21 protein-coding genes are annotated in these 26598 nt (G+C 69.7%); 4 read left to right on the forward strand and 17 right to left on the reverse strand.

All coding sequences use genetic code 11. The features are described 5' to 3' along the window. Positions 1–104 precede the first annotated feature (104 nt). Together OXS27_RS23800 and OXS27_RS23805 are read right to left on the reverse strand one after the other, a co-directional pair. On the reverse strand, positions 105–1553 hold the full coding sequence (locus OXS27_RS23800) for an amidase family protein (RefSeq protein WP_267359128.1): 1449 nt from the start codon (positions 1551–1553) through the stop codon (positions 105–107). Between the two features lie 13 nt (positions 1554–1566). Continuing rightward, positions 1567–3159, reverse strand: a complete 1593-nt coding sequence (locus OXS27_RS23805) for an ABC transporter substrate-binding protein (protein ID WP_267359130.1) — start codon at positions 3157–3159, stop codon at positions 1567–1569. 215 nt (positions 3160–3374) lie between these two features. Between OXS27_RS23805 and OXS27_RS23810 the strand changes: the two genes are divergently transcribed. From OXS27_RS23810 to OXS27_RS23820, 3 genes are all read left to right on the forward strand, one after another. Then, complete coding sequence (locus tag OXS27_RS23810) at positions 3375–4220, forward strand: aspartate dehydrogenase (protein ID WP_267359132.1); 846 nt, start codon at positions 3375–3377, stop codon at positions 4218–4220. An 89-nt stretch (positions 4221–4309) separates the two neighbouring features. After that, positions 4310–5629: an MFS transporter gene (locus tag OXS27_RS23815; RefSeq protein WP_267359134.1), complete on the forward strand. Its 1320-nt coding sequence runs from the start codon at positions 4310–4312 to the stop codon at positions 5627–5629. Positions 5630–5990: 361 nt separating this feature from the next. Further along, positions 5991–6758 carry a substrate-binding domain-containing protein gene (locus OXS27_RS23820; protein ID WP_267359135.1) on the forward strand — a complete coding sequence of 256 codons (768 nt, stop codon included), beginning with the start codon at positions 5991–5993 and terminating at the stop codon, positions 6756–6758. A 48-nt stretch (positions 6759–6806) separates the two neighbouring features. Here the strand turns inward: OXS27_RS23820 and OXS27_RS23825 are convergent, their stop codons facing one another. The 5 genes from OXS27_RS23825 to OXS27_RS23845 all read right to left on the reverse strand — a co-directional run bounded on the left by OXS27_RS23825 (position 6807) and on the right by OXS27_RS23845 (position 12752). Further along, entirely contained in the window at positions 6807–7604 is a 798-nt protein-coding gene (locus OXS27_RS23825) for an alpha/beta fold hydrolase (protein WP_267359137.1), read from the reverse strand. Between the two features lie 4 nt (positions 7605–7608). Next, a complete protein-coding gene (locus tag OXS27_RS23830; RefSeq protein WP_267359139.1) occupies positions 7609–8967 on the reverse strand; it encodes an MFS transporter in 1359 nt (452 codons plus the stop codon). Between the two features lie 269 nt (positions 8968–9236). Next, positions 9237–10292: an Ldh family oxidoreductase gene (locus OXS27_RS23835; RefSeq protein ID WP_267359141.1), complete on the reverse strand. Its 1056-nt coding sequence runs from the start codon at positions 10290–10292 to the stop codon at positions 9237–9239. Between the two features lie 101 nt (positions 10293–10393). Next, positions 10394–11449 carry a lactonase family protein gene (locus tag OXS27_RS23840; protein WP_267359143.1) on the reverse strand — a complete coding sequence of 352 codons (1056 nt, stop codon included), beginning with the start codon at positions 11447–11449 and terminating at the stop codon, positions 10394–10396. 7 nt (positions 11450–11456) lie between these two features. Further along, positions 11457–12752, reverse strand: coding sequence for an MFS transporter (locus tag OXS27_RS23845; RefSeq protein ID WP_267359145.1), 1296 nt, complete (start codon positions 12750–12752; stop codon positions 11457–11459). A gap of 278 nt (positions 12753–13030) precedes the next feature. Here OXS27_RS23845 and OXS27_RS23850 point away from each other — a divergent pair, with 278 nt between their 5' ends. Further along, positions 13031–13723: a GntR family transcriptional regulator gene (locus tag OXS27_RS23850; RefSeq protein ID WP_267359147.1), complete on the forward strand. Its 693-nt coding sequence runs from the start codon at positions 13031–13033 to the stop codon at positions 13721–13723. Positions 13724–13921: 198 nt separating this feature from the next. Here OXS27_RS23850 and OXS27_RS23855 read toward each other — a convergent pair whose 3' ends face one another. The 10 genes from OXS27_RS23855 to OXS27_RS23900 all read right to left on the reverse strand — a co-directional run bounded on the left by OXS27_RS23855 (position 13922) and on the right by OXS27_RS23900 (position 26531). Continuing rightward, entirely contained in the window at positions 13922–14728 is an 807-nt protein-coding gene (locus tag OXS27_RS23855) for an amidohydrolase family protein (protein ID WP_267359149.1), read from the reverse strand. A 62-nt stretch (positions 14729–14790) separates the two neighbouring features. Beyond that, positions 14791–16719 (reverse strand): TRAP transporter large permease subunit, encoded by a 1929-nt coding sequence (locus OXS27_RS23860; RefSeq protein ID WP_267359151.1) that lies wholly within the window; start codon positions 16717–16719, stop codon positions 14791–14793. Between the two features lie 6 nt (positions 16720–16725). After that, a complete protein-coding gene (locus tag OXS27_RS23865; protein ID WP_267359153.1) occupies positions 16726–17727 on the reverse strand; it encodes a TRAP transporter substrate-binding protein in 1002 nt (333 codons plus the stop codon). A gap of 381 nt (positions 17728–18108) precedes the next feature. Then, positions 18109–19416: an MFS transporter gene (locus tag OXS27_RS23870; RefSeq protein WP_267359155.1), complete on the reverse strand. Its 1308-nt coding sequence runs from the start codon at positions 19414–19416 to the stop codon at positions 18109–18111. Between the two features lie 69 nt (positions 19417–19485). Further along, positions 19486–20658: a CoA transferase gene (locus tag OXS27_RS23875; RefSeq protein WP_267359157.1), complete on the reverse strand. Its 1173-nt coding sequence runs from the start codon at positions 20656–20658 to the stop codon at positions 19486–19488. A 73-nt stretch (positions 20659–20731) separates the two neighbouring features. Next, complete coding sequence (locus OXS27_RS23880; protein ID WP_267359159.1) at positions 20732–21520, reverse strand: enoyl-CoA hydratase; 789 nt, start codon at positions 21518–21520, stop codon at positions 20732–20734. Then, positions 21469–22914 carry an MFS transporter gene (locus OXS27_RS23885; RefSeq protein WP_267359161.1) on the reverse strand — a complete coding sequence of 482 codons (1446 nt, stop codon included), beginning with the start codon at positions 22912–22914 and terminating at the stop codon, positions 21469–21471. The genes OXS27_RS23880 and OXS27_RS23885 overlap by 52 nt, the downstream gene beginning before the upstream one ends. A gap of 14 nt (positions 22915–22928) precedes the next feature. Next, entirely contained in the window at positions 22929–24272 is a 1344-nt protein-coding gene (locus OXS27_RS23890) for an MFS transporter (RefSeq protein ID WP_267359163.1), read from the reverse strand. 70 nt (positions 24273–24342) lie between these two features. Then, positions 24343–25716: an MmgE/PrpD family protein gene (locus OXS27_RS23895; protein ID WP_267359210.1), complete on the reverse strand. Its 1374-nt coding sequence runs from the start codon at positions 25714–25716 to the stop codon at positions 24343–24345. An 11-nt stretch (positions 25717–25727) separates the two neighbouring features. After that, complete coding sequence (locus OXS27_RS23900) at positions 25728–26531, reverse strand: class II aldolase/adducin family protein (RefSeq protein WP_244006336.1); 804 nt, start codon at positions 26529–26531, stop codon at positions 25728–25730. Positions 26532–26598: the final 67 nt, after the last annotated feature.

Genomic DNA, 26598 nt, shown 5'->3' on the forward strand with positions numbered 1-26598 from the left:
GTAGGCACGGGGCGAGTCGGCACCTGCGAGGAACGTCTCCGCGGCGGCCTCAAAGCTCGGGGTTCGGCGGTGCGGATCGTAGGTGCCCATCTCTGCTCCTCGGGTCAGTCGAGTTCCGGCAGCGGCGGCCGCCGGTCCGCCCAGGGCATCGCCCGCTCGAAGGCGGCCGCCACGCGCAGCAGGCGCGCGTCCTCGCCGACGCGTCCGACGAGCTGGATCGCGACCGGTACGCCCGCTTCGTCGAGCCCGCAGGGCAGGCTCACGGCCGGGTTGCCGGTGAGGTTGAACGGCATCGTGTAGGGGTACCAGGCCGCGCGCAGGTTCGGCACGGGTGTCCCGTCGATCGTGATCGGCCCGAAGAAGTCTTGGTCGATCGGCAGGGCCGTGCGCGACAGGGTCGGCATCGCCAGGACATCGATGTCGTCAAACCACGCTTGCACCTGACGGTAGAGGGCGGTGCGGGCGAAGATCGCCGCGTAGAGCTCGGCGGCCGAGACGTCGCGCACCCGGTCCATCTGGCGCACGAAGGTCGGGCACAGGATCTCCCGGTGCCGCGCGAGGTGGTGGCCGAACTGCGCCATGCGGTAGGCGCCGTTGCTGACGAACCAGAGGGTCTCCGGGTTTTCGAACGGCGCCGCGTGCCCGCGCGTCTCGGCACCGAGATCCGCCAGGGCGGCGACCGCCCGCTCGCAGGCGGCCAGCACGTCGGCCGCCACGTGCGCGTTGCCGAGGAGTGGTCGCCAGCCGACGCGCAGCCCGGCGAGGGACTTCGCTCCGGGCGAAACGGCGTCCAGCGTCGCGACGAAGCCCGGTTGGAGCCGACCCGCGCTGAGTGGATCCCGGGGATCGGGTCCGGCCATCGCGTCGAGCATCAGCGCCGTGTCGCGGACGGTGCGGGTCATCGGCGTCACGTAGGAGATGTTGCCGAACCCGTCCTGGGCGTACTCCTGCGGCACGACGCCGAGCCCCTGCTTGAATCCGACGACGCCGTTGCAGGCGGCGGGGATCCGGGTCGAGCCGCCGCCGTCCGTAGCGACGCCGAGCGCGGTCAGTCCCGCCGCCGCGGCGACCGCCGCCCCGCCGCTGGAGCCACCCGATGTGCGGCCCGCGTCCCAGGCGTTGCGCGTGCGCCCGAACAGGGGCGCCTGGGTCAGGCATTGCTGCCCGAATTCCGGTGTGGTGGTCTTGCCCACGACGATTGCGCCGGAAGCCTTCAGGCGGGTCACCACCTCCGCGTCGGCCTCCGGCACGTGCTCGGCGAAGACGCGCGAGCCCCAGGTGGTGCGGATCCCGGCGGTCGGAACGAGATCCTTGATCGAGACCGGCTGACCGTGCAGCGGCGCCAGCGGCTCTCCGCGCATCACCGCGGCCTCCGCTGCCCGGGCGCCGGCGAGCGCCTGCTCCTCCGCGACGGTGATGAAGGCGTTCAGCACAGGTTGGGCCCTGGCGATACGCGCGAGCGTCGCCGTCATGAGCTCCACCGGTGACAGCCGCCGCGTTCGGATCAGGGTCGCGAGTTCCGCCGCGGGCATGTAGGCGAGGTCATCCGCCATGATCCCGATCTCCTCAAGCCCGCCGCACATTCCAGAAGGTGCTGAAGCCCTTCAGAATGCCTGTGAGGTCGCGCTTGGCCGCCGTGGCGTAGAAGGCTTGCCCCAGCGGCATGAAGGGCACCTCGGCCATCGCCCGTGCCTGGATGTCCCTGCAGATCGCCCGCTGCTGCGCGGGGTCGCCGCTCGCCAGCCACTGGGCGCGCAGATCCTCCACCCGTGCGTCGGTCGGCCAGCCGAACCACGCGCGCTCGCCGGTGCCGCGCAATGCCAGGTAGCCCGCGGGGTCGAGCAGGTCCTGGCCGGAGAAGGTCGTGAAGAACGCGCTCCAGCCACCCTGCGCGACCGGCTCCTTCTTAGCGCGGCGCTGCACCACGGTGCCCCAGTCGGTGACCTGCGGGTCGACGTTCATGCCGATGCGACGCATCAGGTCGGCCGCCACCTCGCCGAGCGCCTGGAGCTTGGGGCTGTCGGTCGAGATCAGCACCACCGCGCGCTCGCCCCGATAGCCCGCCGTCTCCAGCGCGCGCTTGGCCTCCTCCACCGGCCGCGGGCTCGTCAGGACGTCGAGGCCGGCCTCGCTCGCCATCGGCGTGCCGGGCGGGAAGATGCCGACCCCGTCGCGCCACAGGGCGCGGTCCTCGCCCATCATCGCCAGCATGAAGTCCTCCTGGCGCACGGCCGAGAGGACGGCGCGGCGCACGCCCGGATTGTCGAAGGGCGGGTGCAGGTGATTCACCCGCATCAGGGCGACGTTGCCGAGGGGATCGCCCTGGAAGACCTGGAGGTCGCGACTGCGGCGCAGGATCGGCAACAGGTCGGTGGGCGGATTGTAGAACATGTCGACCTCGCCCGCGACGAGGGCGTTGACTGCGGTGGCCGCGTCCGGCTGGACGAGCCACTCGACCCGGTCGAAATGCACGATCTTCGGCCCGGCGGAGCCGCTCGGCGTCCCGGTCTCGCGCGGGCGATAGCCCTCGAACCGGGTGTACACGGCGCGCGCGCCGACGACGCGCTCGTCCGCCTTGAAGCGGAACGGGCCGCTCCCGACAATCTCGGTGAGCTGGGTGAAGGCGTCGGTCCGTGCCAGCCGCTCGGGCATGATTGCGGGGTAGGGGGCGCCGTTGCGGGCCAGGGCGTAGGGCAAGAGCGGGAAGGGCCGCTTGAGGCGGAAGCGGATGGTGCCGTCGTCGGGTGCCGCGAGTTCGTCGGTCACGGCCATCAGCGCCCCGCCGAAGGCGTCACGGCGCGCCCAGCGCACGAGGCTCGCGACGCAATCGCGGGCGAGTACGGCCGAGCCGTCGTGGAAGTTCAGTCCCGGCCGTAGCGTGAGATCCCAGGTGAGGCCATCGTCCGAGACCGTGTGGCCATCGAGCATCTGGGGCTGGGGCGTCAGCCGTTCGTCGAGGGCGAACAGCGTGTCGTAGACCATCGCCGCGTGGTCGCGGGTGACGTAGGCGGTGCTCCAGGTGGGGTCGAGGACCGTGACGTCGGTGTAGGGCACGTAGCGCAGGACGCGTGTGCCCTGCGCGGCGACGCGGACCGGCCGTGCGATGCCCGCGGTGAGGGCCGGGGCCGCTGCGAGCCGGAGGAAACGACGGCGATCCATCCTGCACCTCGTCGAGCACGCACGCGCCCGGCGCGCCAGTCAGGGTCACATCCCCGGGGGCACATGGCAAGCCGCATGCCGGCGGCGCGTTCGGGCCTAGCAGCCGGTTGATCGGCGGTCCAAGATGGAGCCGATCCGCGTCATTGTTCGGCACAGCCGATGCGTAAGGGTGGCGGTGGCCGGCCGTTTCGGCCGCGATAAAACGGGACCCCAGCATGCCGACGCAGGAAGCAGCCAGATCGCCGGTCCGCGGTGGGCGCGTCGCGATCGCCGGCCTCGGCACCGTCGGGCGCGCCGTGGCGCGCGCACTCGACGGGGGGGCCATACCGGGTCTGACCCTGACCGCCGTCGCGGTCCGCGACGCCGGCAAAGCCCGCGCTGCGCTCGCGGCGTTCGCTGAACCGCCCGAGGTCGTCACAGCGTTCGACGCTCTGGAGCCGCGGGCCGACATCGTGCTGGAATGCGCGCCGTCCCAGCACCTCCCCGCGATCGTGCGGCCGTTCGTGACGGCGGGCAAAACCGCCGTCGTGCTGAGCTGCGGGGCGCTCCTCGACCACGAGGACCTCGTGGCGGCGGCGCGTGCCAACGGCGGGCAGATCGTCGTGCCGACCGGCGCCTTACTCGGCCTCGATGCCGTGACGGCCGCCGCGGAGGGAACGATCCACACCGTGCGGATGATCACCCGCAAGCCCGTGCGCGGCCTCGTCGGCGCGCCCTACCTCGTGGAGAACGGCATCGCGATCGCCGGCATCACCGAGCCGATGCGGGTCTTCTCGGGCAGCCCGCGCGAGGCGGCGCGGGGGTTTCCGGCCAACCTCAACGTCGCGGTCGCGCTCTCGCTCGCCGGCATCGGACCGGATCGGACCGAACTCGAGATCTGGGCGGACCCGAACCTCGACCGCAACACCCACCGCATCGAGGTCGAGGCCGACGCGGCGCGGTTCTCCATGACGATCGAGAACGTGCCGACCGACGAGAACCCCCGTACGGGCCGCATCACGGCCCTGTCGGTCATCGCCTACCTGCGCAAGCTCGCCGCCCCGCTCCGGGTCGGCACCTGACGGGCCGGGCTGGCACAGCCCGTGCTGCCGGTCGCCTGCGCCCGGACCAGCATCCGCGCGCGGATGCCCCCTCAGACCCGGAGCGGCCCGTGACATCGACGAGCGACGACACCCCGTCCGAGATCGAGCGGGCGACGATGCGGCGCGTCACGCTCCGGATCATGCCGCTCTTGATGCTGGGCTTCCTCGTCGCCTTCATCGACCGGGTCAATGTCGGCTTCGCGGCGCTGCAGATGAACGCCGATGCCGGCCTCTCGGCCTCGGTCTTCGGCCTGGGCGCGGGCCTGTTCTTCGTCGCCTACTTCCTGTTCGAGGTGCCCTCGAACCTGATGCTCGAGCGGTTCGGCGCCCGCCTGTGGCTGGCCCGGATCATGATCACCTGGGGGTTGATCTCCGCGGCCACCGCGCTCGTCGTCGGACCGGTCTCGTTCTGCGCGGTCCGCTTCCTGCTCGGCGCGGCTGAAGCCGGCTTTTATCCCGGCGTGATCTTCTACCTGACGCGCTGGTTCCCGAAGGCCTATCGCGCCCGGGTGATCGCCCTCTTCGCGGTGGCCGTGCCCCTGTCGAACTTCGTCGGCTCGCCGCTCTCGGCGGCACTGCTCGGGCTCGACGGCTGGCTGGGTCTGCGCGGTTGGCAGCTGATGTCGATCGTCGAGGCGATGCCGGCCGTGGTGCTGGGCTTGCTCGTCCTTCGGTTCCTCCCGGAGGGCCCGGACCGGGCGCCCTGGCTCGACGCAGCGCAGCGCGGCTGGCTCACCGGACGTTTGGACGCCGAGCGCGCGGAGCAGCCGCTGGTCCGGCCGTCCGTCTGGCGGGTGATCCTCGATCGACGCGTGCTGGCGGCCGGCCTGATCTTCGCCGGCAGTGTCGGCGCGAGCGCGTGCCTGTCGATCTGGCAGCCGCAGATCTTCAAGTCCTATGGCCTCTCAACCATGGAGATCGGCCTGCTCAACTCGGTGCCGTTCGGGGTCGCGGCCGGGCTGATGGTGCTTTGGGCCCGACGCTCGGACCGCACGGGGGAGCGGGCCTGGCACGTGGCCGGGCCGCAGGCGCTCACCGCGCTCTGCCTCGCGGCGGCGCTGGCCGCGCAGGGGTTCGGATCAACGGTCGCGATCCTGTTCCTCGCGATCCTGGGGACCTACGCCGTCAAGGGCCCATTCTGGGCCATGGTCACGGAATGGCTGCCGCCGGGCGCGTCCGCGGCCGGGATCGCGCAGATCAACGCCATCGGCAATCTCGGCGCCTTCGTCGGGACGTTCCTGATGGGCGTGATCAAGGATGCGAGCGGCAGCTACGCGCTGGGCCTGCTGCCGCTCGCCCTGGTCACGGCCACGGGCGCCGCGCTCGCGTTGGGATTGGGCCGCACGCGCGCCCCGCTGATCCCCGTCCTACCGGGCGAGCGGGCGTAGGCCGCAACGCTCGCCCCGCGGGCGAAAACACCCGAGGCAGGATGAGGGGCAAGTCCCGGCTTCGAGCACCGCCCGCTCCGCGCTCCGTGGCCGACAGCCCGCCCTCGCTGTCCGGGCTCACTTCCCCGGGCGACCGTGCGGCGATGCCACGAGGAGAGGCGTCCCGGTGCCGCCGTATCGGGCGTCTCCGGGGCCGCGCTCGGACGGGGGAGGGCGCGACGGGGGAGGGCGCGACAGGCGGGGCGGCGGACAGCGGCCGGACGCGGCCCATCGTGTGTAGAGTGCGGCGCTCCGCGTTCCGCAATCCGACGCATCCCGTCGGTTCGCGCGATCGCGGGCGTCGCGCCCGAGGAGAAATTCCATGTGCCGAGCTCAGCTGCTGTCGATCGCCTGCTGCATGGCAGCGCTAAGCCCGCCCGCGGCGGCGGCCGACATCCGTGTGCTTGCGACGGGCGTCTACGCGTCCAGCCTGCGCGACCTCGCCGGGCCGTTCGAGGCAATGACCGGCGATCACCTCGTCTTGACGATCACCAATGCGGGCGGCGTCCTCGCTAAGCTTGCCGCGCACGAAGACGCCGACGTGGTCATGACCGCCTCGGCCGGCATCGACGCGCTGGTCGCGCGCGGCGACGTCCGGCCGGAGACCAAGGTCGATGTCGCACGTATGCGGCTCGGCGCCGCCGTCAAATCCGGGGCCGCGCTCCCCGACCTGACGGGCGGGGCAGGTTTCCGCACCGCGCTCCTTGCGGCGCCCGCCGTGGCCTACATCGATCCCAAGGGCGGCGGCTCGGCGGGCGCCTTCTTCGACGGGATGCTGACCCGGCTCGGCCTCGCTGAGGCCGTGCAGGCCAGAGCGGTGCTCTGCGCCACCGGCGCCGAGGTGGCATCTGCCGTCGCCTTGGGCCGGGCAGCGATCGGGCTGACACAGGCCAGCGAGCTCATCGACGCACCAGGTGTGGCGTTCGCGGGGTTCCTGCCCGAGGCCGTCAACACGTGGACGCCCTACGCCGCCGCCGTCACGACAAAGACGCAGGACCCGAGCGCGGCACGCGCCTTCATCGCCTTCGTGACCGGACCGAACGGGAGCGCCCGGCTGAAGCAGGCGGGTTGGGACGTCCCGCCACGCTAAGGGAAGGACCCGTATCAGCGGGACATCCGAGGGGTTCAGCGTTCTCGATCAACCGGCGAGGAAGGCGAGCAGGCGCGCGTTGAACGCCTCCGCGCTATCCAGAGACGAGATGTGCGCGGCCCCAGGGATGATCGTGAATTGCGCATCGGCCATGCCGTCGCTGACCTCGCGCGCGACGGCGGGCGGGAACAGCCTGTCCTCTTCGCCGGCGATCACCAGGGTGGGATGCCCGATACCCTGGAGGCGGCCCGCGACGTCGAACGCGCGCATGCCGAGGGCGACGTTCGCGAGTGAGGACCCGCTGTGTCGCTCGGCCAAGCGGCACCAAGTTGCGTAAGTCGCGCGTCCGGCCGAGCTTTCCCGGTACTGCGCGTTGAGCATCACGGGCCACGTCGCTTGGAAGCGTCGGAGTGGCCCGCCCGGCTGATGAAACATCTCGACCCAGCCGGAGACGAGACCCGCCGTCGCCGGGTCGTTGAACGCGGCCCGCGAGTTGGCCACGACCAGCCGGTCGACCCGCTGCGGCTGCTCGAGCGCGAGCGTCAGCGCGATCATGCCGCCGAGCGACAAGCCGCAGACCGAGGCGCGCGCGATCGCGAGATGGTCGAGCAACCCGATCACATCCCGGGTCAGATCGTCCACGGTGGTGACGTCGGCGGCGGGATCCGACAGGCCGTGCCCGCGCAGATCGGGCAGAATCACACTGTAGCCGGCGAACACCAGGGCGGCGACCTGGTTCATCCAGGACCACCCGGCGTTCGTGAAACCGTGAATCAGCATCACGGGATCGCCCCGGCCGAGCACCTCGTAGTGCAGCCGGCGTCTGTCGCGTTCGAAATGCGGCATCGTCTCACACCTGACCCGTCGTCCCGGCGAGTTCCGCCGCGACCGCTTCCAGTGATTTGCCGCGCGTCTCGTAGCCGAGGAGGTAGCCCCCGACACCCCCGATCAGCAGCAGGACGCCCAAGGCGGTGAAGAAGGCGTAGTTGGGGGCGCCGCTGCCCAGCATCCATCCGAGCATCGGCGCCGCGACGATCCCGCCGATCCTCTGCCAGGCCGCGGCCCAGCCCGTCCCGACCGCGCGGTACCGCGTCGGGTAGACCTCGCTCGTGTAGGCGAAGAGTGGACCGCCCGCACCGCCCGAAGCGAAGAACGCCGTCAGCGCGCCGAGCCCGAGGATGGACCAGGATTCGGTGGCCTGCCCCCACGCGAACATGAGGAGACCCCCGACGCAGAGGAACACCGGGACGGTCGTGCGCCGCCCCCAACGATCCAGCAGCAGGCCGCCCGCGATGTTGCCCAGCGCGCCCGTCCCGGCGATCAGTCCGGTGAACGCGAAGCTTTTGACCACCGGAAAGCCCATCCGCGCGAAGATCGACGGCAGCCAGATCGCCACGGCGAAGAACACCGCCCCGCCGGTGAGCTGCATCAGCCAGATGCTCGCGGTCGGCCGCAGATAGCCGCCGCGCAGAATTGCACTCAGGTGCGCCGGCTCGGCCGGCGGTCGATGTCGGGGCGGCGGAAGCGTCCGTGGGTCGATGGTGCTGAGACCATCGACGATGCGGCCGGCCTGTTCGAGACGTCCGCGGGCGATGAGGAAGCGGACCGACTCGGGTAGCATCACCCAGAGCACGATCAGAACGAGGCCTGGAACGGCTCCCGCGATGAACATTCCCCGCCACGTGAACGCCGGGATGATGAAGAGGGCGACCATCGCCGCGAGGAAGCTCGAGCCTTGCCAGAACGCCACGGTCGAGGCGAGCATGAGGCCGCGCCGGCGCGTCGGGATGAACTCGGAGAGGTACGTGAAGACGAGCGGCACCTCCGCCCCCAAACCGATACCCTGGAGGATCCGCAGCACCAGGAGTGAGTCGTGGTTCCAGGCGAACGCGACGGCGCAGCTGAGGGCGCAATAGGCGGTGATCGCGCCGACCATCGTCCACTTGCGTCCGAACCGGTCGGCGAGGAAGCCGACACAGGTCGAGCCGATCAGCATGCCGATGAAGACGCTCGAGGCGAGGATGCCGGCCTGAGCTGGGCTGAGCGCGAAGGCCGCGACGATGCCGGGCAGCGCGAAGCCCATCATGTTGATGTCGAAGCCGTCGAACAGATGGCCGAGCGCGGCCGTCACGTACATGCGCCAGTGTTTGGGCGTGAGCGCTGATCGATCGAGGCTTTCGAGCAGCTGACCCGAGTTTATCTGTGGCATCGTGTTCAGCAACTCGACTGTCTTAATTGTTTCGTCTCTTCGCTCGAATATCGCTGCAAATTCGGGTCCATCACCCATCGACTTGTCGCCCCGGTGCTTCAGGCCGCTCGGTGCTGAGCGTTCGGCAGAGTGCGCAGCGCGCGTTATCGGGCGCGCGGGTGACGAGCGGCGCAGGAGGCTCCCCGCGCCGCTTCGCGGAGTGACCGGGCAGGATCCGCGGTCGTGTCGTCGCGTCAGCAGACTTTGCCAGGCCCCGGACGCCGCGCCGCTCAGGAGAAAGGAAGCCGGTCCGCGAGCCCGATCTCGCCCGCGAGTGTTCGCAAGTCGTCCAGCGTGTCGTCGGGCAGCTGCAACCCGGCGCGCCGATGATCGGCGTCGTTCCGAGCCTCGATCTCGCCGGGATAGAAGACCTCGTCGTATCCCTGTGCCAGCGGGACGGCCTTCAGGCCCGCGATCATCTCGTCCATGCGCGTGCCGAAGTTCTCGATCGGCTGGAATGCCGCGATATCGAGGGCGATCATCAGGTGACCGGCGCCGCTGCGTTCCCGGGCCTGATACGGCCCGTGCACCCCGGGTCCGAAGGCGCTGCCGGTGAGAACCCCCGAGAGCATGTCCATCGCGACCGAGATGGCATAGCCCTTGTGCTGCGCCATGGGCAGGATGATGCCGTCGATCGCCTCCTGCGGATCGATGGTCGGCGCGCCCTCAGCGTTGATCGCCCAGCCTTCCGGGATCGTTTGCCCCCTCTGACGCGCGAGGTAGATCTTGCCGCGGGCCACGCCCGTGTTGGCGATGTCGAGCACCAGAGGCGCGTGGGTGCCGGCGGGTGCGGCCCAGGACCACGGATTGTTGCCGACGACCTTCCGCCGCCCGCCCCAGGGCGCCATGGCGGGGCTGGCGTTCGTCGAGAGAAAGCCGACGCAGTCCGCGCGCGCCGCCATCAGCGTGAAGTACATCGCGGTTCCGAAGTGGTTCGAGTTGCGGACCGCCACGGCGCCGATGCCGTGCCGCTTTGCTCGATCGACCGCTTCCTGCGCCGCGCGGGCAGCCGAGATCTGTCCCATGGCCTCGCGGCCGTCGAGGACCGCGATCGCACCGCCGTCGACCACGAGTTCGGGTTCGGCGAGCGGATCGCAGACGCCGGCCCGCAACCGGGCCATGTACCAGGGTAAGCGCATGACGCCGTGCGACTGGTGCCCCCAGAGATCGGCCTGCACGAGCGTGTCGGCGCACAGCGCCGCCCAATCCTCCGGCATGCCGGTGGTCGCGTAGGCGGCCGTCGCGAAGGCGCGCAGCCGGTCTGGGGAAATTCGCTCGTCGGTCATGGGCGCGGATCCGGGGTCGGACGGGGATTCGATCTGTGAGGAGAAAGGCGGCCATCTACCGCCGGGTCCGGCAGGCCGTGGCGGCGCGGAGCGCTGATCCATCATGCCGCCGGGCTGCCGAACACGACGCAGACGGGCGATCCGGTCTCGACCGCCTGCCCGGTCCGGGCGAGAGCGCCGGTGACCTGATCCACGGCGAAGGATACGATCGTATCGCTGTCCTCGTTCGCGACCAGCAGCGTCAGTCCGGTGGGGTCCAGCGTGATGAAACGCGGCTTCGCGCCCCCGGTCGGGATCCAGGCCTTCGGCCTCAGGCCCGCGGCCTCCACAGCGATGACTGCGATGCTGTCGTCGCCACGGTTCGACACGTAGAGCCAGCGCCCGCACGGGGTCAGCGCGATGCCGGCGGCGTGGCTGGTCTTGAGGCAGCTGGCCGGCAGCGTGGAGACGATCTCGCGCGGCGAGAGACGGCCGCTGCCTGCCTCATAGGCGAAGCGGGTGACCGTCGAGTCGAGCTCGTTCGCCACGAAGAGGATGGTGCCGGAACGATCGAAGACGGCATGGCGCGGCCCGGCGCCCTCGCGGCCGGGTGGCGGTCCGTCCGGACTGAGTGCGAGGCGGCCGTCATCGCGTCCGACGGCGACGACGAACACTCGGTCCAGGCCCTTGTCCGGCACGATGACCCGGTCGCCGGTCGGGTCCAGCACGACCTGATGGGGATGAGACCCCGTCTGCTGGGTTCGATGCGGGCCCGTCTGACCCGGCAGTTCGAGACGCTGGGCCACGCAGCCGAGCGTGCCGTCCGCGTGGATCGGTAGGCGCGCGAGGCTCCCGGTGGCGTAATTCGCGACGAGGAGCGCGCGCGCGCGTTCGTGGATCAGGAGGTGGACGGGGTTTCGCCCCTCGGTCGCTCGTGTGCCGAGGAGCGAGACGGCACCGTCCCGCGCGACCGCGAAGGCGCTGACGCTCTCTCCGTCGCCGTGCACGGCGTAGAGCCGATCCGCCGCCCGGCTCAGGGCGAGATAGGACGGGTTGGTCAGGCCACGCAGCACATGGCGCAGCTCCCAGGTGCCGTCGGGCAGGACCGCGTAGACCGACAGACCCTCGCCCCGCGCGTTGCGCTCGACCGTCGTGCGTGATCCGACGAAAGCGAACATGACGGCCTCAGATCCGCTGCGACAGGGGAGCGACCTCTGCCTCGACTTCGGATCGCCGCGCGCCGATCGGCGTGCGGGTGAGCGTCAGGACCGAGGCCGCGCCGCAGATGAGGAGGGCACCGGCGACGTAGAAGGCGCCGTCGTAGCTGCCCGTCGCCCGGATGACGTACCCGGTCACGATCGGCGCCATCAGCCCGAAGACGTTGCCGCCGACCACGACGAAGGCCATGGCGACACCGATATCGCGCGGGTTAGGCAGCAGGTCGTTGACCAGGGAGAACGTCAGCGACGTCGTCGAGGCGATGCCGGTCAGGGATACCGCGATCAGCGCCAGGATCAGCCACACGGCGTCGACGAAGGGCGCGAACAGGACGGTGGCCGCGAGCATCATCGTGGACGCGATGACGTACCGGCGCCGACCGCCGCCGACCTCACCCCGCATCATACGATCGCTGAGAAACCCGATCACGATGCAGAGCACCATGGCCACCGTGTACGGGATCGCGGCGTAGAGACCGGTCTTGGCGATCGTGAGCCCCTTGGTGGTCTGCAGATAGCTCGGCAGCCATGTCAGGAAGAGGTACTGCGAGTAAACGTTGCAGCCCATCGTCAGGGCCAGCCCCCACAGCGTCGGCCCGGACGACAGCATACCGACCAGGCCCGTGCGGTCGCCCGCGGCCGCCGTGTTGCCGGTCCGCTCGGCCAGGATCTTGGCCCGCTCAGGCTCGCTCAGCCAGCGCGCGTCCTCCGGGCGGAAGAAGAGGCTGAGCCAGCAGATCAGCCAGAGCAGCCCGATCGCCCCGGCGGCGAAGAAGAGCGCGCGCCAGCCGAAATGCTCGATGATGGGACCGGCCACGAGGGCGCACAGGGCAGGCCCCGCGTAGGACCCGCTGTTGAAGGCCGCGTTCATGGCCCCACGCTCGCCGGCCGGCATCCATTCGCGAATGACGCGAGCGCCCGCGGGATTGCTCGTCGCCTCACCCGCCCCCATCGCGAGACGTGTCGCGAGAAGCGAGGCGAAGCCGGTCGACAGGCCGGTCGCCGCCGTCGCCAGCGACCAGAGCGTGAGCCCGAAACCCGCGACGCGCTTGGCACCGAACCGGTCGACCAGCAGGCCCATCGGGATCAGAAACAGCGCGTATGTCCACAGGAACGACGAGAAGAGATACCCCAAGGAAACCGGATCCAGCCCGTATTCCTTCGCGATCGGCCCTGCGGCAAAAGATAACGTTACGCGATCGATATAATTGATCATCGCGAGCGCGAACAGGAGCAGCGCGATCCAACCTCGCCTGAACGGCATGTCTACTCCCGGGCGATGTTTCACTGACTCCAGGCCCGCGCGTTACGGGCCGGATCGTGCAGGGCGGCGACCTTCTGTGTGTCGCTCTCGTTTGGCGCGCCGGGTCGAACGGCCCCGAATGGAGGCCCGCAAATCCCGAAATGGCAGGACCACACTCGGAAGGCTTCGCGGGCCGTTGCACGCGGATCCGACCCGTACCCGTCAATCCATATACAATTGTATACGGTTGAGTCCAGCGTGACGTGACGGTAGGGTTCGAGGCGGGACGCGGGAGCGTGATGGAGGGACAACTGCGGTCGGAGGCTGAGAAATCCTGGCTGCCCGGAAGTCCAGGGGGTGACCGGCCGCTGAGCCGCCGCGCCTACGACGCGATCTTCACGGCGATTCAGGACGGTCAGCTGGCGCCGGGATCGCTCGTGCGCGAGGCAGATCTGACCACGTGGCTCGAGATGAGCCGCACGCCGCTCCGGGATGCCCTGCAGCGCCTGGAGGCGGAGGGACTGCTGAGCATGCAGTCGCATCGCGGCATCCGGATCGCGGCCCTGGATCAGCAGCAGGTCTCGGAGCTGTACACGGCGCGCGAATGGGCCGAGGGCGCCGCAGCGTCATTGGCCGCGCGATACGCGACGCCGGTCGACATCGCACGGATGCGGCACATCCTCGAACAGGAGCGCGCCTCAGCGGACGATCCCGTGGCCGGCGCACGGCACAACCGCGAACTTCATCTGACGATCCACACCTGTGCCCGGAACCGGTACCTCGCCGAGCATCTCAGCTCCATGGCGGCCCTGCTGGCCCTCGTCGGCAACACGCGGCGGCGCAATGCGAACCGTGTGGTCGAAGCCGAACAGGAGCACACCGCGCTGGTGGTGGCCATCGCGGATGGCGACAGTCAACGTGCGGAGGCCAGCGCCCGTCAGCACATCCAGGCCGCGCAGCGAAACGTGCTGACCCATTGGGTCGGCGCCTGAGTTCGAGGCGTTCCCCGGAGAGGATGGCGTTCGCGTCCCTGCCCGATCCGCGGGCCTGAAGCTCCGTAGGGCGTGGGTCGCCCCCAATCCCGCTTGTCCGTCCCGGGGGACGGGGAGGGAAGACCGTTCCTCGCCCCGGAAGCCGATGGTGCGGCGGACCAGTCCATCGCGACCGACGATGCCGCCCTGTCAACGCGCTCAAAATTCGAAGAGCGCATCCGGGTTGTCGACGAGAATGCGCCGACGGTCAGCCTCGTCGGAAACCCAGGAACCAAACAGTTCTAGGAGGTCGCTGGTGTTGGGCATCCCGCTTCTCAACCCGACATGTGGCCAGTCACTCCCCCACAGGAGACGATCGGGTCTGAGCGCGAGGAGGGCCTCCACATAGGGGCGAAGCTCCGGATAATGCGGGCCTCCCTGAGACAGGCGATAGGCGCCGGAAAGCTTGACCCACCCCGTGCCGGCTTCGATGAGGCGACGCAGGGCCTGAAACCCCGGCTGCTCGAGCCCCTGCTCGGGCGCCAGAAACCCCATGTGGTCGATCACCACCGGACAGGGAAGCCGCCGCAGGCGCGGCTCCAGCTCCACGAGGTGTGCGGGCTTCAGGAGGAACTGGAGGTGCCAGCCCATCTCGCAGGCCCGGGCCGCGGCCCGCTCGATCCCGGACGGTTCGAGGCCGCCCGGATGGGCCATGATGAAGCGAATGCCGCGCGCACCTCGCTCGTGCAAGGCACGCATCTCCGCCTCGGAGGCGTCCGGACCGACCACCACGACCGCGCGCATCGGTAGCCCGATCTGGGCGCCTTCCTCGAGCTGGTCACGGTTGTCGAAGCCGAAGATGCTCGCCTGGATGACGACGATCCGCTTGATGCCGAGCGCGTCGAACAGCCGGCGCGCGCTCGCGGCCGCGGCTTCCGGCGGCGTGTAGTCGCGCTGGGGCACGAGCCGCGCGAGGCGGTTCGGACCGAAGACGTGGAAATGGGCGTCGGTCGCACCGGGCGGCATCTGGAAGGTCGGGGGACGCACGTCCGGATCGGGTGCGAGGCAGGTATCGTCCATCATGGGGCTCAGCGCGATCCGACGAGGTTGGGCAGGGCGTGGGTGAACCAGGGTATGAACGCCACGGCGAGCACGCCAAGGACGAGCACGATGAGGTAGGGGATCATCGCCCGGCTGGCCGCCTCGATGCGGCTCTCGGCGACGGCGCACGCGATGTAGAAGCCGATGCCGATCGGTGGAATGAAGATGCCGATCCCCATCGCGAGGATGATGACCATCGCGTAGTGGATGCTGTCGATCCCGTACTGGCCCGCGATGGGGATCAGCAGCGGCCCGAGGATGATCAGCGCCGGCAGCCCTTCAAGCAGCGAGCCGACCACGACGAGCAGCGCGAGCGAGCCGATCAGGAACGCCGCCCGGCTGTCGCCGAGCGCGTGCAGGAGCGAGATCAGGGCGACCGGAAGGTTCGCCGCGGTGAGCGTCCAGGCGAACGAGCCGGCCGCGGCGATGATGAACAGCACCATCCCGGACAGCACCCCGCATTCCACGACGATCCGCACGAGATCGCGCAGCCCGAAGGCGCGGTACACGCCGCAGGCCAGGATGAGGCCGTAGAGCACGGCGACCGCCGATATTTCCGTCGGGGTGGCGAAACCGAAGCGGATGCCGACGACCATCAGGACCGGCATGACGAGCGGCAACGCGGCCGCCCCGGCCGCCAGGGCGAGTTCGGGTCCGGTCGCGCGCGGCATGCGTGGTGCCCCTTCACGCACGGCCAGGCCCCAGTTCAGGATCATCAACAGAACGGCGATCACGGCCGCGGGCAGGAGGCCGGCGATGAACAGTGTCCCGATGGAGATCGGCGCGACGGAGCCGAGGACCAGCATCGCCAGGCTCGGCGGGATCGTCTCCGACATCGCGGCCGAGGCTGCCAGGACCGCCGCGCTCCGCTCGGGCCCGTAGCCCTGCTTCTTCAGCTCGCCCCGCAGCACCGAGCCGACCGCGACGACGTCGGCGACCTTCGATCCGGAGATGCCGGACACGAGGTAGATCGTCAGGACCACGACCTGGAGCAGGCCGCCGCGCAGATGGCCGACGAGCGCCATCGCGAAGCGAACCAGCCGGAGGCTGATCCCGCCGCGTTCCATTATGAGGCCCGTCCAGATGAAGAACGGCAGGGTCAGCAGGATGAAGTTGCCCGTCCCATCGACGGTGTTCTGCGCTGCCGCGATCAGCGGCGCCGTTCCGGTCAGTTGGAGGAAGAACAGCGAGCCGAGCAGCATCGCGAAGCTGACCGGCAGGCCGAGGAGGACGGCGGCGAAGAACAGGACCAGCATCAGGCCGAGCGCCGCCTGTGGACCGGGGCGCGAGACGGCTGGCAGCGCGGTGACGGCGAGCACGATCGAAACAGTGCCGGCGACGCCAGCCAGCGTGCGCCAGGCGAGAGCAGGGCGGTAATCCGTCGCGAACCGCTCGATCGCAAACAGCACGACGAGCGCCATACCGACGCTGAGCGGGACGACGAACCAAGCGGCGCTGATCTGCAGGATCGGCGTCGTGGACAGCGCAGTGATCGATAGAAGGTCGAGGGAGACGTAGCCGACGGTGGCCGCGGTCACGAGGACGAGACCGTCGATCGCGATCGCGACGGGCTCGCGCCAACCGGCCGGCAGCAGTTGGCGCACGAACTCGACGGTGGTGTGATGCTTGGCGCGGTAGGCCAAGGCGCCCCCGATGAAGGCGAGCGTCGTGAGGCAGAGCTTGGCGGCCTCGTCCGCCCACAACAGCGACAGATCGATCGTCGAGCGGGCGGTGATGTCCCAGAGGATGATCCCGAGTTCGCCGACGAGCGCCACGACGAGGAGGGCGCGGCAGAGCCACTCGACGAGGTCGAGCCCGCGGCCGTACAGGCGGAGCGCGGCGTATGGCGACAGGGCGAGCGTTGTCGATGTCCGCTCGATCGTACCGTGGGCCAGCGTGGGCTCTCCGGCGGACACGGGAGGCTAACCCTTCCCGACCTCCTTCATCACGGTATCGACCAGATCCGGCCCGATGATGTCGCGGAACTGCTTGTACACCGGCTCGACCTGCTTGCGGTATGCGTCCTGGTCCACCGGCAGGATCGCCAAGCCCTTCGCCTTGAAGCGCGCGGTGGTCTCGTCGGTCGCCGCCGCGATCGTGGTGCGCCAGTCGCCCGTCATATCGTGCGCCGCCGCCCTGATCGCGCTCCGCGCCTGCTCGGGCAGGGCGTCGAACTTGGCCTTGCTCGCCATGAGGACGCCGACGTTGTAGACGTGATTGGTCGTGTTGATCGTTCGCACGACTTCGTCGTGCTTGCCGGCCGCGACCGAGATCATCGGCGTCTCGATGGCTTCGATCGTGTGCTGGGACAGCGCGAGGTAGACTTCGGTCAGGTCGATCGAGATCGGGTTCGCGCTGAGTGTTCGGAACATCGCCGCGAAGATCGCGCCGGGCTGGACACGGATCTTGAGTCCCTTGATGTCAGTCGGCTCCGGCACCTTCCGCTCGACGCTCGATACGACGCGCCAACCCCAGTGACCGTAGGATAGTCCGTAGATGCCCTTGGCGGGCATGAGGTCGAGGAGTTGACCGCCGATCGGCCCGTCCAAAACCCGTTCGGCGGTCTTGGCCTCGGGGAAGAGGAAGGGCAGATCCACCACTTGAAATCGCGGGAAGAGCGGGCCGATGAAGCCGGAGGTGTGTGCGCACAGATCGATGATGCCGGTCTGCATGCCGGTGATGATGTTGGTGCCGCTGCCGAGCTGGCCGATGCTGAACACCTGGATTTCGACAGCGCCGTCCGTCCGCTTGTTTACGTTCTCGGTGAAGCGCTTCAGCACAGCGTAGAGCGGATGCGCCTGCGTGTCGGCGAAGGTGAGCTTCAGTGTGTGGGTCGGTGTTGCGGCGAAGCCCGATCGCGCCAGGAACGGCAGGGCTACCGGCGCGCCGAGGACGGCACCGGCGAACGTGCGGCGACTGATCAAAGGCGTTCCCTCGTTCCCCGGGCAGGCCTATTGGCTGGCCTACCACTTGTTCTTCGGCCCGTTTTTCTGGGCCGCGGATTGATTGCGAGGATGTCCCCGACCGGGGTGCCCGTCAATCATGCTCTACAGGCAGCAATGTACATCGGGTGACAGTTGGCTCTTGAATTTCAGCCGCTGATCCGGCGGCGCATCGTTTGCTTTACCGATTGCTGGCTTGCGCGCCCCACAACCATGTTAGACCAAACCGAGTGGACTGACGAAGATAATTAATCCTCAACCCCAGATGTTTGCATCTTATACGATAGCGTAGAATTTCCCCGCAGTGTCTGGACGAAACATCTGGACCTGCCAGATCGTCGGATCCAGGAGACCATTCCGCTCTTAGACAGGAAGCGCCTTGTTCGCGGTCTCAGGAGCAAGCCAGATTGTCGGCAAGCCGATGAGATAGATCAGCGAGATGATCGCCAGGGCTTCCGGATACGATCCTGTCACGACCACGAGGCTGCCGACGATCGTCGGCCCCAGCGCGCCGAGGATGCGCCCGAAGCTGAAGGCGAAGCCGGATCCGAAGGCGCGGCGGCGCGTCGGGAACAGCTCGGGCAGCCAGATCGTGTAGAGCGCGAACACCGCGTTGGTGAAGAAGCCGACGAGCGGCAACAGCGCGATGAACAGCGTGACGCTGTCGAGCCAGACGGCTGCGCCCAGATAGGCCACCAGGTTGATGGTGAAGGCGCCGAGGAAGAAGGCCGTGGCCGTCCGGCGGCGGCTGCCTAACCACGTCGCGATGAACGGCATCGCGAGGCAGCCGATCAGCGTGCCGATGTTGGTGATGATCCCGCTGATCGCCGCCACCTTCTGGGCGGCGGCCGGCGTCGATCCCGTCGCGACGAGCTTGCTGATCACCAGGGTCGGCGCCCAGTAGGTCGAGGACCACAGGCCCAGGATGATGCACGACATCATCAGCCCGGCCGCCCAGGTGGTGCGGCCCTGCGGCCCCGTGAACATGGCGGCGAGGCTCGGCTGATCGGCGCCGGGCTCGGTCCGCGCCTGCTGTGCCCGGGGCGGTTCCTGCACGGTGGCGCGGATCGCCACGACGAGGAGGGCGGGCAGCACGCCCAGGAAGAACATGCCCCGCCAGCCGATCACAGGGGCGAGGAACGAGGCGGCCGCGCCCAGCAGCAGACCGGTCGGCGTCGCGGTGTGGAGCCAGCCCGCGAGCCGCACGCGCTGATGCTCGCTCACCGATTCGTGGAGCAGCGGCGTTCCCGCCGCCCACTCGCCGCCGACGCCGAATCCCGCGCAGAACCGGAACACGGCGAACGAGGCGAGCCCGCCCGCGAGGCCGCAAAGCCCGGTGAACACCGAGTAGACGAGGATCGTCAGGCACATCACCTTCACGCGCCCGATCCGGTCGGCGAGCCAGCCCCAGAACATCGAGCAGGCCCAGCCCAGCATGAAGATCGAGAAGAAGTAGCCGCCGTAGAGCGCGATCGTACCGCGGGCGGGCTCGATGCCCCCGGCCGCGAGGAGGTCCGATACCGCCGGGACCAGCACGAAGATGTAGATGGCCGAGTCGAAGCCATCGAGCATCCAGCCCGCCCAGGTGATCCAGAAGACCCGGCTGCTTGACGTCACCCGTGCGGCCGTGGGTGCGCGGTCCGGGACCGCGGCGAGGCTCAAGCGGTCCATGGGCGTCTCCGGTCCGACATGGTGTCCTCCCTGATGGCCGCCCGGTCTCGGGGCCGGGCTGGCCGGTCTTCAGATCACGCGCTTCTCCCGCAGGTCCGCCACCGCCTGCGCGTCGAAGCCGAAGGCGTGCAGGATCGTGTCGCTCTGCGCGCCGAGATCGGGCGCCGCCGTTCGTACATGCCCTTCCGAGCGGGACATCCGGATCGGCTGGGCGATGAGACCGATGGGCCCGAGGCGTTGATGCTCCACCGTCTCGGCCATGCCGAGATGCTGCACCTGCGGGTCGGAGAAGACCTGATCCATCGTGTAGACCGGGCCGCAGGCGATCTCGGCCGCGTTCAGGGCCTCGACCCAATGGGCGGCTATCCGGGTCCGCGTCACCGCGGTGATCGCCTCGGCGAGGTCGTGGCGGTTGCGGCTGCGCGCCGGCTGGTCGGCGAAGCGCGGATCCTCGGCCCATTCGGGATGGCCCAGCACGGCGCACAGGCGCCACCACATGGCCTCGCCGATCGGCGCGATGTTCACGTGCCCGTCGGCCGCCGGGAACGCGCCCATGGGGCTGGCGGTCGGGTGGTGGTTGCCGATCTGCGGCGGGACCTCGTGGTCCATGGTCCAGCGCGCCGCCTGGAAGTCGAGCAGCGCGATCTGCGCCTGCAGGAGCGAGGTCTGGACCCACTGCCCCTGGCCCGACTGCTCCCGCTCCAAGAGCGCCGTCAGGATGCCGAGGGCGCAGTACAGGCCGGCGCTCGAATCGGCGACCGCGATGCCGGCCCGCACCGGGCCCCCGCCGGCCTCGCCGGTGATCGACATCAGCCCGCCCATCCCCTGCGCGATCTGATCGAGCCCGGGGCGCATGCGGTAGGGGCCGTCCTGCCCGTAGCCGGAGATGCTGGCGTAGACGAGCCGGGGGTTCTCGGCCGCCAGCGCCGCGTAGCCGATGCCGAGACGGTCCTTCACGTCCGGCCGGAAATTCTCGACGAGCACGTCGGCCGAGTGCCCGAGCCGCTTCAGCACGGCGACGCCCTCGGGCTGCTTCAGGTCGAGGGTGAGGCTGCGCTTGTTGCGGTGCAGGTTCTGGAAGTCCGAACCGTCGCGGTTGCCGCCGATCCGGTCGCCCCCGGGGGGCTCGATCTTGATGACGTCTGCGCCCCAATCGGCGAGTTGGCGCACCGCCGTGGGCCCCGAGCGCACGCGGGTGAGATCCAGCACCGTGAAGCGGCTCAGCGCATGGGCGGAGGGCATGGGCGTCTCCCGGTTTCGCGTCGCAGGGTTCTGCGTGGCAAGGTTTCGCGCGGTGTGGCGGGTCGGGGGCCGCTCAGCGGCCCTTGAAGTTCGGCGGCCGCTTCTCGCGGAAGGCGATCGGACCCTCCCGGTAATCCTCGCTGGCGAAGCAGGCCTTGATCGCCCGGTCGACGGCGGCCAGCGCATCCGGGCCGGGCTCGGTGGTGGCCGCGTCGATGGCGAGCTTGGCGGCCGCGATCGTCAGCGGCGCGTTGGCGGCGACGCGGGCCCCGTAGCCGCGGACCTCCTCCTCCAGTGCCTCTTTGGGGACGACCCGGTTGATCAGCCCCATGTCGAGCGCCTCGGCGGTGTCGAACTGGCGTGCCGAATAGAAGATGTCCTTGGCCCGCGAGGGGCCGACCACGTCGACGAGGCGGCGCATGCCGGCGTAGCGGTAGCCCAGGCCGAGCTTGGCCGCCGGGATCGCGAACCGCGTACCCTCGGCGGCGAAGCGCAGATCACAGGCCAGCGCCAGGGCGAGGCCGCCGCCGATGCAGTAGCCGCGCACCATGGCGAGCGTCGGCTTGGGGCAGGTCTGGATGATGGCCGTCGCCGCATCCGCGGCGGCGTTATAGGCCATCTGGGCCTCGCTGGAGCCGCGCTTCGTCTCGAACTCGGAGATGTCGGCGCCGGACACGAACGCCTTCTCGCCCGCGCCCTTCAGCGCGAGGATGCGGATCTCCGGATCCTCCGCGAGGCCGGCGATCGCCTCGGGCACGCCGCCCCACATCTCGAACGTCATGGCGTTGTGCTTGGCGACGTTGCTGAAGATCAGCCAGCCGATCGGCCCGTCCCGCTGCACGATGAGTTGGGGGTCTGCCATGGGGTCAATCCTTGGTCGGTCTGGCTGTGATCGTCACGGATCGGGAACCGGTCGCGCGCGTCGTCCCCGCCCGCAAGGCTTCCCGCGACCCGCTCCGGATCGAGGCTCGCCGTGCCGCCCTCCTTGAGGAACAGCGTCGTGACGAAGGTACAGGCGATGCAGGCGCTGACGTAGTAGAAGAACAGGCTCTCGTGGCCGAGACGCTTGAACCACAGGCCGACATACTCGGCGCTGCCGCCGAACAGGGACGTCGCCAAAGTATAAGGAAGGCCCACGCCGAGGACGCGCACGCTGGTCGGGAACAGCTCCGCCTTCACCACCGAGTTCACCGACGTGTAGCCGGACACGATGACGAGCGCGATCATGAGGAGGATGAGTGCCGACCACGCATCGTGGACCCGGGTCATCGCGGTCATCAGCGGCACGGTGCCGAGCGTCCCGAATACGCCGAAGGCGAGCAGCAGGGGCTTGCGCCCGATCCGGTCCGACAGCGCGCCGAGCAAGGGCTGCAGCAGGGCGAACACGAACAGCGTGGCGCAGGAGACCAGCGTCGTCTGGTCCCGCGTCAGCCCCGCCGAATTCGACAGGAAACGGTGCATGTAGACGGTGTAGGTGAAGAACGCGACCGTGCCGCCGACGGTCATGCCGGCGACCAGGACCAGCGCGCGCGGGTAAGCCAGGAGGCGCAGGGTTGGCCGCTCCGGCGGGCCCCGGCGCTGGAGCGCCTTGAACTGGTCCGTCTCGGCGATGTTCCGGCGCAGGGCGTAGCCGATCACCGCGCAGGCCGCCCCGATGGCGAAGGGGATGCGCCAGCCCCAGGCGGCGATCTGGTCGGTGCTGAGCAGGATCCGCATCAAGACCAGCAGGGCTGTCGCCAGCAGCTGGCCGGAGATCAGCGTCACGTAGTTGAAGCTGCTGAAGAAGCCGCGGCGCCGCGGATCCGCGATCTCCGTCAGGTAGACGGAACTCGCTCCGTACTCGCCGCCGAGCGACAGGCCCTGAAGCATGCGCGCGAGGAGCAGCAAAGCCGGCGCCAGAATCCCGGCCTGGGTGTAGGTCGGGCAGATCGCGATCATCAGCGAGCCCGCGCACATCAGGGTCACGCACAGGCTCAGCGCGGTACGCCGCCCGTGCCGGTCGGCGTAGATGCCGAAGATCCAGCTCCCGAGGGGCCGCAGCAGGAAGCCCAGGGCGAAGATCCCGGCGGCGTTGAGGAGCTGCACGTTCGGCGAGTCGCCGGGGAAGAATTGCGGCGCGAAGTAGAGCGAGAACGCCGTGTAGATGTGCAGATCGAACCACTCGATCAGGTTGCCCACCGATCCGCCGAGGATCGAGGCGACGCGGGTGTGAAGGGCAGGGCGCGCGGCCCCGAGGGCGGTGTCCGTGGCGAGCATTGCGCGTCCCTCCGTCATCGTGCCGCGGAGGCGGCGACGCGCCGCTCGAAGGCGGGGGCGAGCAGGGCCTGCACGCCCCCCAGGAACGCGACCACGGCCAGAAACAGGAGGCCGTAGGCGAAGTGCCCCGTCGAATCCTTGATCCAGCCGACGAGGTAGGGGGGCAGGAAGCCGGACAGGTTGCCGAGCGCCGTCACCATAGCGATCGAGCCGGCTGCCGCCGGCCCCGGGAAGCTCTCGGTGTAGAGCGCCAGCGACGGACCCTTGAGTCCGTAGATCCCGATCATCACCACGCAGATCGCGGCGAACTGCGCGAGCGGCTGGGCGAGCCAGACCGAGGCCGTGAGGCCGGCGGCCACCAGGAAGGTCATGGCGGCGGTCGGCACGATCCGGTCCGCGTGCCGATCCGACCACCAGCCGCCCAGCACCATCGCCAGCGTGCCGAACGCGTAGGGTATCGCGGTGACGAAGCCCGTCTGGGCGTTGGTCAGGCCGGCAGCCTTGATGATCTGCGGCAGCCACAGGCTCAGGCCGTAGCTCGCCGTGGTGACGTTGAAGAACAGCAGCGCGTAGAACAGCACCCGCGGGTCGCGGATCGTCGCCCAGACGTTCAGCGCGGCGTGCGCCCGGACCGGCTCGGCGGCGAGCGTGCGGCGCAGCCAGTCCCGCTGCGCGTGGCTGAGCCACTCGGCCTTGTCGGGCGTGTCGGTCAGGACGAACAGCAGCAGCACGCCGAGGATGACTGCCGGCAGCCCTTCGAGGATGTACATCCACTGCCAGCCGGACAGGCCGAGCCACCCGTCGAGGCCGAGCAGCAGCCCCGAGATCGGCGCGCCGACGAGGCTCGACACCGCCATGCCGATCAGCATGACGCCGATGCAGCGGGCGCGGTAGGCTTTCGGGTACCAGAGCGAGGCGAACAGCAGCAGGCCGGGGAAGAACCCGGCCTCCGCGACCCCGAGCAGGAACCGGGCGATACAGAACGAGACCGGCCCGGTCACCAGCGCCATCCCGGCCGAGATGAAGCCCCAGGTGATCATGATGCGGGACAGCCAGAAGCGGGCGCCGACCCGGCCCATCATCACGTTGCTGGGATACTCGAACAGGAAGTAGCCGAGGAAGAAAATCCCGGCGCCCCAGCCGTAGGCGGTGGCCGAGAGGCCGAGTTCCTTGTTGGCGGTCAGCGCCGCGAAGCCGACATTCACCCGGTCGATGAACGAGACCATGTAGGCGATGACGAGGATCGGCATGAACCGCCGGTTGATCCGGCGGATCGTGTCACGCTCCAGGTCCGTCACCCCGTCCGACCGCGTGCCGTCCTGTACGGCGAGGCCGGCGGGGATTGCCCGCGTGTCCATGCGCTCTCCTCCCTGGAGGCCGCCGGCCGATCTCGCGGCTCTGGCGGGTATGGTCTTGCGGCGCGCCCGCCTAGTCTGGCATCGGCGGTCCGAGCCCGAGCCGCGCCACCGCCTTGGCCGGGGCCGTGTCCAGCGTGCGCAGAGCCGCCAGCAGGTCGGCCGCCGCCGCGTCCCCCACAGCGGGGACGGCGAGTTCGCGGAACTTGTCGGCCAGCTCGTCGTCGGTGAGCGGCGCGTCCGGATCGCCCTTGCGGGTCGGCTGCCGCTGCATGAGGCGGCGCCCGTCCGTCAGGGTGATGGTCACCACGGCCGAGCGCCGGGCCGGGAACGCGGCCTCGCTTTCCGGATCGACCACCATCGTGACCCGGCGCATCAGCGCCTGGACCCGCGGATCGGAGAGGCGCTCCGGCGAGACCGCGTCGAGGCGCACGCTGCCGTGGACCAGGGCGCTCGCCACCGTGAAGGGCGTCGAGAACCGCCCCTCGAAGGGCGTCGCGACCGTGCGCCGGTCGGTGACGTCGAGGGCCGTCCGGTAGGTGCCGATGGTGATCGCCGCAATGGCGTCGAGGTCGAGATCCGGCCGCAGCGCCAGGGCGGCGTCGATCGCCGCGAAGGCGTGGCCGCAGCAGCCGTGGTTCTTGAACGTCATGGCGCAGATGTTGTAGCGGCGCCCGAGTTCATCGACAGCGTGCGCCCACTCGGCGCCCCGGCTCATCGCGGCCCCGAACCCGGCCTCGCCCTCCAGCACGTCGAGGGCGCCGGTGACCCCGCGGCTGGCCGCGAGCGCCGCGAGGGCGCCGGCTTCCGCGGCGTGCCCGGCATGGAGCGGCTTCGACATGGCGTCCGAGCGGAAGGCTTGCTGGAGCCCGGCCGCCATCGTGGCGGCGGTGGCCAGCGCGTGGGCGAAGCGCCCAGCATCGAGGCCGAGCAGGGACGCGGTCGCGGCGGCGGCCCCGAAGGTCCCGATCGTGCCGGTCGTGTGCCAGTAGTGATAGTGTGAGGGCTGGACCGCCACGCCGATGCGTGTCGAGACCTCGTAGCCGATGACGATGGCGCGCAGCAGAGCCGCGCCGTCGGCGCCGACCGTTTGCGCGGCGGCGAGCGCCGCGCCGATCACCGGGCAGCCCGGATGATAGATCGCATCGCGAAAGATGTCGTCGAATTCGACGCTATGCGAGGCGGTGGCGTTGATCAGCGCCGCCGTGCGCAAGGGGGCCCGACGCTCGGTGCCGTACACCACGGCGCCGCCGGCCGTCCCGAACTCGTCCGCGAGCGCCGCGGCCAGCAGGGTCGCGGGCGGGAGCTGCGCGCCCGGCAGGAGCGCGGCGAACCAGTCGATCAGGGCGCGCTTGGCGTGGTGCAACACGTCCGCCGGCAGCGATCGCTCGCCTTCGGAAGCCGCGTAGTCCGCCAGCGTCTCGATCACCGTGCCGGGATGCGCCATGGCCACGGCGGTCAGTCCCGGTAGGTCGGATCGATCCGGTCGAGCTTGCGCAGGAGGGCCGGCCATTCGAGCACGCCGAACGGGCGGCGCACCTCCGGCCGGTAGAGGTGGTTGGTCTTGGCGATCACCTCATCCGAGGGCAGGACGAGGTCGGTGCTCGCCGCCATCGCCATGAGTTGCGCCTTGCAGGCGAGTTCCGCGCGGTAGATGTTGCTGAAGGCCTGCGGCACGGTCGGCCCGACGACCAGGAGGCCGTGGTTGCGCAGGATCATCAGGTCGGCGTCGCCGAGATCGTCCACGATGCGCTTCTGTTCTTCGAGATCGACCGCCACGCCCTCGTAATCGTGGTAGGCGACCGTCGAGAACCGCATCGCCGTCTGGGTCATCGGCAGCAGGCCGCACTTCATGGCGGAGATCGCCATGCCGGCCGGCGTGTGCGTGTGGATCACGCAATCGACCTCGTGCCGGGCCCGGTGGACCGCGCTGTGGATCACGAAGCCGGCGCGGTTCACGCCGTAATCGAAGGCGGGCTTGTCGACGATGTTGCCGTCGAAATCGATCTTCACGAGGTTCGAGGCGGAGATCTCCTCGTAGAGCAGACCGTAGGCGTTGATCAGGAAGTGCTCCGGCTCGCCGGGGACGCGAACCGAGATGTGGTTCGCGATCATGTCGGTCATGTCCCAGAGGGCGACCAGCCGGTAGCAGGCCGCGAGGTTGACCCGCGCCTCCCACTCCGCGGGCGAGACCTGGTCGCGCAGCGAGGGGAGGTCGAGGTCGTAGCGCTTCCCCCGAAGCTCGGCGATGCCGCTCGTCATCCGCTCCTCCCGTCTGTCCGACGCAGGTCCCGCGGGACCCGGCGCATCGGCGTGTGTTGACCGGAGG

Source organism: Methylobacterium sp. GC_Met_3 (genome assembly GCF_026540775.1).
In the GTDB taxonomy this organism is placed as follows: Bacteria; Pseudomonadota; Alphaproteobacteria; order Rhizobiales; family Beijerinckiaceae; genus Methylobacterium.